We start from the raw sequence: 6386 nt of genomic DNA, 5'->3' as shown, positions 1-6386 counted from the left end.
CGTCTGCTTCCATCCCGATCCTCCGTCTCGCCAATCGGAGGATGCTGCCACATGCAGCTCATGAACCGCACGAGGGGACCGGCGTGGCGCTTACGTATCACCGATCTTGAGATCATTGCGCTTTGTCAGGACATCACCAAATCGCAATATCGGGAAATCGCGCAAATGGAGGCGATCCTCGCCCGACAGAAGTGAAACACTTCACATCTGAAGTCGTCATCCCCATCTCAAGCTTAGCTACGCAAGCCCCGAGCGGGTTTCCCTCTGGGCAAACCAGGGGAGGCTGTGATGAGGATGTTCCGCCAAATCGCCCTGTCGGCGACCTGCTTGCTTATCCTGGCTCCCCTTGCGCCGGCGGCGGCTCACCGTGCCAATCTGGCCCCGGGGATTAAAGAGGTCACTAGCGCGATCAACGGCAAGGTCTGCGCGACAGCAGGAGGAGCGCATTTCACGTTCGATAATGATGGGCGCTTCTCTTATGACGGCCTCTGGCAAAGCAGCGGAAGCTTCACGCTTGCCGATAACGCGGTAGTCGTAACGTTCGACAGCGGCCTTCAGCGCGCTTTTGAAATCTCCAAGCGGGACGGCGCGCTCTACATGGAACAAACCCGCATTCTCTGCACTGCGAAGCAATAACGCAGACGTTGAGCCGGGCGGCTTCATTTCGCCCGGCTTCCACTCCTCCCGGACGAGATCAGACCTGCTGCAGCCCGCGATAGCGAGCAAACACGTGCTGCTTGCCGGCTGAGAAAATGGCGATTTCGTAGGGCTGCGGCGTCTGGCCAGACACCTCCATCCCGGGCGAGCCGACCGGCATGCCGGGAACCGCAATGCCGATCGCCTTCGGGCGCTCGATAAGCAGGCGCTTCACCGCCTCGGCCGGGACATGCCCTTCAATGACATAACCGCCAATCTCGGCCGTGTGGCATGACATCAGGGCCTCCGGCACGCCAAGCTTGGCCTTGAGTGGCAGCACGTCATCGACCTGGATCACATCGACCGGAAAACCGGCGGACTTGATATGCTCGACCCAATTGCCGCAACAACCGCAGTTCGGATCGCGGGTCACGGTCATCCTGGGCAATGTTTCCGTCGCTGCTACCGGCCCGGCCAGGACGATGGCTGTGAAAGCTTGCGCCGTTCCGAGCATCAGCGCGCGGCGAGTGGGCGAAATATCGATTTGCATGGCTGTTCTCCTTCAATCTCGACTGCGTCTTCACCGAAAGAAGACGTATTTTACCAAGGCGGCGATCACCAACAGCGGCACTGCGACGATGAGCCAATGCAGCGCTCCCATGCTCCAGCCCATGCCGTTCATCATGTCGTGCATCTCGGTCTATCCACCTATTCAACGACCGCAGCTTGCCGCTGCACCGGCGCGGGCCGGGCTGCCACGCTGCCGGTTTCCTCGGCCGGCGGGAGCCGCCAACCCTTGATCAGCCCGTAGATCGCCGGGATCACCAGCAACGTCAGCACGGTCGATGAGACCATGCCGCCGATCATCGGCACGGCGATGCGCTGCATCACCTCGGAACCGGTTCCGGTGTTCCAGAGGATCGGCAGCAGGCCCGCCATGATTGCGACCACGGTCATGATCTTCGGCCGCACCCGCTCGACCGCGCCGAGCATGATCGCTTCCTGCAGATCCGCACGAGTGAACGCCTTGCCCTCCAGCGATCGATGCTCCCGGATCTCGACCAGCGCATGGTCGAGATAGATCAGCATGATCACACCGGTTTCGGCGGCGACGCCTGCGAGTGCAATGAAACCGACGGTGACGGCGACCGACATGTTGAAGCCGAGCCACCAGAGCAACCAAACGCCACCGACCAATGCGAAGGGCAGCGAGAGCATGACGATGATGGTCTCGGTCAATCTGCGGAAATTCAGGTAAAGCAGCAGAAAGATGATCGCGAGGGTTACGGGTACGACCAGCTTGAGCCGAGCCTCGGCCCGTTCGAGATATTCGAACTGGCCGCTCCAGGCGACGCGGTAGCCCGCAGGCAGCTTGACGCTTTGTGAGATCGCGTCCTGGGCATCGCGGACATAGCCACCGAGGTCGCGTCCGGCGGTGTCGACGAAGATATAGACGGCCAGTTCGCCGTTCTCGGTGCGGATCGAGGTGGCGCCACGCTTGCGTTCGATGCTCGCGACCTCGCCGAGTGGCACACTGGCGCCGGACGGCGTCGAGACCTGCACCTCGCGGGCAATCGCTTGCGGGTCGGAGCGCAGGTCGCGGGGATAGCGGATGGCGACCCCGTAGCGCTCGCGGCCCTCGACCGTCGTCGTTACAGTCTCGCCGCCCATCGCCATCACGACCGCATTCTGGACGTCGCCAACGGAAAGCCCGTAGCGTCCCAGTGCGATACGGTCCGGCACGATGTCGAGGAAATAGCCGCCGATGACGCGCTCGGCATAGGCACTGCTCGTCCCCGGAACGGCTTTCAGCACGGTCTCGACCTGGCGCGAGATCGCCTCCATCTGCCCGAGATCGGTGCCGAACACCTTGACCCCGATCGGCGTGCGGATGCCAGTCGCCAGCATGTCGATGCGAGCCCGGATCGGCTGCGTCCAGGCGTTGGAGACGCCGGGGAACTGGAGAGCTTTGTCCATCTCCGCCTTGAGGCTGTCGAGCGTGACGCCCTCGCGCCATTCCGCCTTGGGCTTCAGGTTGATAATCGTCTCGAACATCTCGGTCGGCGCCGGGTCCGTGGCGGTCTGGGCGCGTCCGGCCTTGCCGTAGACCGAGGCGACCTCCGGGAAGGAGCGGATGATCCGGTTCTGGGTCTGAAGCAGCTCGGCCGCCTTGGTGACGGAGATGCCGGGCAAGGTGGTAGGCATGTACATCAGCGTGCCTTCGTCGAGAGTCGGCATGAACTCGGAGCCGAGCTGCCGCGCCGGCCAGAGGCTGAGGCCCAGCACCGCGACCGCCAGAACGATCGTCAATGTCTTCGCCCTGAGCACGACGCGGATGAGCGGGCGGTAGAGCGCGATCAATATCCGGTTGATCGGATTCCTGGCCTCCGGAATGATCCGGCCCCTGACGAAGATGACCATCAGCGCCGGAACCAGGGTCACCGAGAGCAAGGCTGCAGCCGCCATGGCGAAGGTCTTGGTGTAGGCGAGCGGCCCGAACAGCCTGCCTTCCTCCGCTTCCAGCGTGAAGATCGGCAGGAAAGAGACGGTGATGACGAGCAGGCTGAAGAACAGTGCTGGCCCGACCTCGCTTGCCGCCTCGATCAGGATCTCGACGCGCGGTTTATCCGGCCGCGCTCGTTCGAGGTGCTTGTGGGCATTCTCGATCATGACAATGGCGGCGTCGATCATGGCGCCGACCGCAATGGCAATCCCGCCCAAGCTCATGATGTTGGAGCCGAGGCCGAGCGCCTTCATCGCGGCGAAGGCCATCAGGATGCCGACCGGCAGCATGATGATCGCCACCAGCGCGCTGCGCAGGTGCAGCAGGAAGACGATGCAGACCAGAGCGACGATGATGCTCTCTTCGATCAATGTGCCCTTTAGCGTCTCGATTGCCCGCTCGATCAGCCCGGAGCGGTCATAGACCGGCACGATCTCGGCCCCGCCTGGCAGGCTCGAGGTGATCTCGGCAAGCCGCGCCTTGGCGCGCTCGATCACGGCAAGTGCATTGGCGCCGAAACGCTGCAGGACGATTCCGCTCGCGACCTCGCCCTCGCCGTTGAGCTCGGTGATGCCGCGCCGCTCATCCGGGCCGAGCTCGACGCGGGCGACATCGGAAAGGCGCAAGGCTGCGCCGCGCTCGCTCTTCAGGACGATGTTCTCGATGTCGGCGATCGACTTCAGATAGCCGCGGCCGCGCACCATGAATTCGAATTCGCTGAGCTCGACCGTGCGGCCGCCCACATCCAGGTTGCTGGCGCGGACCGCCTCGCGCAGCGCAGCCAGCGAGACGCCTTGGGCGCGCAGCCGTACCGGATCGACGACGATGGCGTATTGCTTGACGAAGCCGCCGACGCTGGCGACCTCGGCGACGCCCTCCGCACGCGAAGCCGCAAAGCGGATCTTCCAATCCTGCAGAGAACGGAGTTCGGCCAGGGACATGTCCTTGGCCATCACCGCATATTGGTAAACCCAGCCGACGCCGGTCGCGTCCGGCCCGAGCGTCGGCGTCACGCCCGATGGCAGACGGCGCGCGGCGGTGTTGAGGTATTCGAGCACGCGCGAGCGCGCCCAATAGGGATCGGTGCCGTCCTCGAAGATCACATAGACAAAGGAGACCCCGAAGAACGAGAAGCCGCGCACGACGCGCGCCTTCGGCACCGTCAACATCGAGGTCGTCAACGGATAGGTGACTTGGTCCTCGATCACCTGCGGCGCCTGGCCGGGATATTCGGTGTAGACGATGACCTGGACATCGGAGAGGTCGGGGATGGCGTCGAGCGGCAAAGTCCTGAGCGCGTAGAGCCCGGCGGCAACGACGAAGGCCGTGGCGACGAAGACGAGGATGAGATTGCGCGCCGACCAGGCGATCAGGCGGGCGATCATGGCTTGGCCTCCGGCTGGGCGAAGCCACTCAGGGCGGCCTTGAGGTTGCTCTCCGCATCGATCAGGAAATTGGCGGAGACGACGACACGGTCGCTTTCGGAAACACCTTCGGTGATCGCGACCATGCCGTCGCCACGCCGGCCAAGCTTGACCTCGCGGGGCTCGAAGCGGCCTTCGCCGCGATCGAGGATGACGACGCTTCGTGTGCCGCTATCGATGACGGCACTCCTGGGAACCGCCAGTTCTGCGGTCGCATCACCAGCGCCGATCTCGACGTCGGCATACATGTTCGGCAGCAGGACACCGTCCGGATTGGCTAGTTCGATACGGACCTTTGCCGTGCGCGTCGCCTCGGCGATCTGTGGGTAGATCACGCCGACGCGCCCTTCGAAACTCATGCCGGGGCGGCCGCGGAGCCGAACCGTCGCCGGCGCTCCGATCCGGATCTCGGCCAGATCACGCTCCGGCACGTCGGCCAGGACCCAAATCGTCGAGATATCCGCAAGCCGGAACAGGCTGCCTCCGGCAGCCATCTTCATGCCGTCGCTGACGTTGCGCTCCAGCACGATGCCATCACGCGGTGCCGTCCAATTCACCGTCGGCGGCACCTTCCGGCTGCGCTCGATCTCGGCGATGATTTCGGCGGGAACACCGAGGTTTTCGAGGCGCTGCCTTGCGCCCCCTTCGGGCACGCCTCGTGCTGCAGCGTTCAGCTCGGTGATGAACTGGGCGCCAGCCGTGCTGATTTCGGGCGAGTAGATGCGCGCAAGTCGCGTACCCTTCGCGACACGGTCGCCGGTCGTGACCGGCGCGACCTCCTGGACGAAGGCGTCAGCACGTATCGCCACCACGGAAATCCGCCGCTCGTCGAGTTGCACCACGCCAGGAACACGAACGGTCTGGGCAATGGTCTGGCGACGGACCGGTTCGGAACGGACACCGCTACGCTGGATGCGCCCGGGCGAGAGCTTGATGATTCCGTCCTCGCTCCCCTCGCCTTCATAGACGGGGAGATAGTCCATCCCCATCGAGTCCTTCTTGGGCACCGGCGACGTATCCGGAAGGCCCATCGGATTGCGATAGTAGAGGATGCGCCCCTTCTCGGCTTGGGCCGCCGGTTTCTCGACCGGCGGCTTCTCCTCGAAGCTGGTATCTTCGCTGGTGCGCACGGCTTTGAACGGCCGACCGTCTGCCGTCTGGTGTGGCTCAGCCGAATAGACCGGTTTCCGATCCGGCTCCTGGTAGTAGATCACCGGTCCTGTTCCGGCGGGCGCGTTCGCTGCGAGCGAACCTTCGATGCCGAGCCAATTCTGCAGGCCAGGCACCGCGATACCGCGATGACCGGCCCAATAGCCCGCCCCTCCCGCCGCCAGAACGGCAGCGAGCGCCAGGCCCGTGAGGGCGATGCGTTTCATGGCAGGGCCTTGAGGATCAGTTTGTTTTCAAGCGTGCCGGTTTCGCCCTGGACCTTGGCGCCAAGCGACAAGCGCCAACTGCCTTCCATGACCAAATTCGTCCTGAAGCTGTAGGCCCCCGTCTCCGAAGCTGGGAGGGCTTCGATGGGAGAGGCCATCGTGGCCATGCCCTCCGGCTCCATGTCGATCCGCTTGGCGAAGATGACGGCATCCGGCACCGGCTTGCCTGATCGCTTGTCGATCAGCTTGACGGTCATGACGACGCCATTGCCTTGCTTGAATTCACTCTGGGCGAGCTGGAATTCATAATCCTTGATATCCGCCAAGGCCGGCAATGTGACGGCGGCGAGCGGAAGCGCGGCGACGAGCGCGCGCAGCGTATGGGTGATAATCATTGTCGAATCCTGAGACAGTGAGGCTGCCGCGCCCGCGGGGCAGCTCAAAGCG

Annotated in this window: 6 protein-coding genes; 2 read left to right on the top strand and 4 right to left on the bottom strand. The window is 63.8% G+C overall.

Features of this window, described 5'->3' with window-relative positions:
- Positions 1–195 (top strand): hypothetical protein (locus BW981_RS23200; protein WP_210188718.1); only part of this gene is annotated, 195 nt, incomplete at its 5' end.
- Positions 196–288: 93 nt separating this feature from the next.
- On the top strand, positions 289–636 hold the full coding sequence (locus BW981_RS21175) for a hypothetical protein (RefSeq protein ID WP_076442835.1): 348 nt from the start codon (positions 289–291) through the stop codon (positions 634–636).
- Between the two features lie 58 nt (positions 637–694).
- Here the strand turns inward: BW981_RS21175 and BW981_RS21170 are convergent, their stop codons facing one another.
- From BW981_RS21170 to BW981_RS21155, 4 genes are all read right to left on the bottom strand, one after another.
- Entirely contained in the window at positions 695–1186 is a 492-nt protein-coding gene (locus BW981_RS21170) for a DUF411 domain-containing protein (protein ID WP_076442833.1), read from the bottom strand.
- 158 nt (positions 1187–1344) lie between these two features.
- A complete protein-coding gene (locus tag BW981_RS21165; RefSeq protein WP_076442831.1) occupies positions 1345–4524 on the bottom strand; it encodes an efflux RND transporter permease subunit in 3180 nt (1059 codons plus the stop codon).
- Complete coding sequence (locus BW981_RS21160) at positions 4521–5939, bottom strand: efflux RND transporter periplasmic adaptor subunit (protein WP_076442830.1); 1419 nt, start codon at positions 5937–5939, stop codon at positions 4521–4523. Before BW981_RS21160 ends, BW981_RS21165 begins: the two co-directional genes overlap by 4 nt.
- A complete protein-coding gene (locus tag BW981_RS21155; protein WP_076442828.1) occupies positions 5936–6334 on the bottom strand; it encodes a FixH family protein in 399 nt (132 codons plus the stop codon). Before BW981_RS21155 ends, BW981_RS21160 begins: the two co-directional genes overlap by 4 nt.
- Between the last annotated feature and the right edge of the window lie 52 nt (positions 6335–6386).

The sequence above is a fragment of the Allobosea sp. TND4EK4 genome, from assembly GCF_900156025.1.
In the GTDB taxonomy this organism is placed as follows: Bacteria; Pseudomonadota; Alphaproteobacteria; order Rhizobiales; family Beijerinckiaceae; genus Allobosea.
This window is presented reverse-complemented; position numbering and strand designations above follow the sequence as displayed.

What these genes read in the sequence shown, in the direction of transcription:
- BW981_RS21165 (WP_076442831.1), bottom strand. Translation starts at nt 4,524, where the DNA reads ATGATCGCCCGCCTGATCGCCTGGTCGGCGCGCAATCTCATCCTCGTC.
- BW981_RS21170 (WP_076442833.1), bottom strand. Translation starts at nt 1,186, where the DNA reads ATGCAAATCGATATTTCGCCCACTCGCCGCGCGCTGATGCTCGGAACG.
- BW981_RS21155 (WP_076442828.1), bottom strand. Translation starts at nt 6,334, where the DNA reads ATGATTATCACCCATACGCTGCGCGCGCTCGTCGCCGCGCTTCCGCTC.
- BW981_RS21160 (WP_076442830.1), bottom strand. Translation starts at nt 5,939, where the DNA reads ATGAAACGCATCGCCCTCACGGGCCTGGCGCTCGCTGCCGTTCTGGCG.
- BW981_RS21175 (WP_076442835.1), top strand. Translation starts at nt 289, where the DNA reads ATGAGGATGTTCCGCCAAATCGCCCTGTCGGCGACCTGCTTGCTTATC.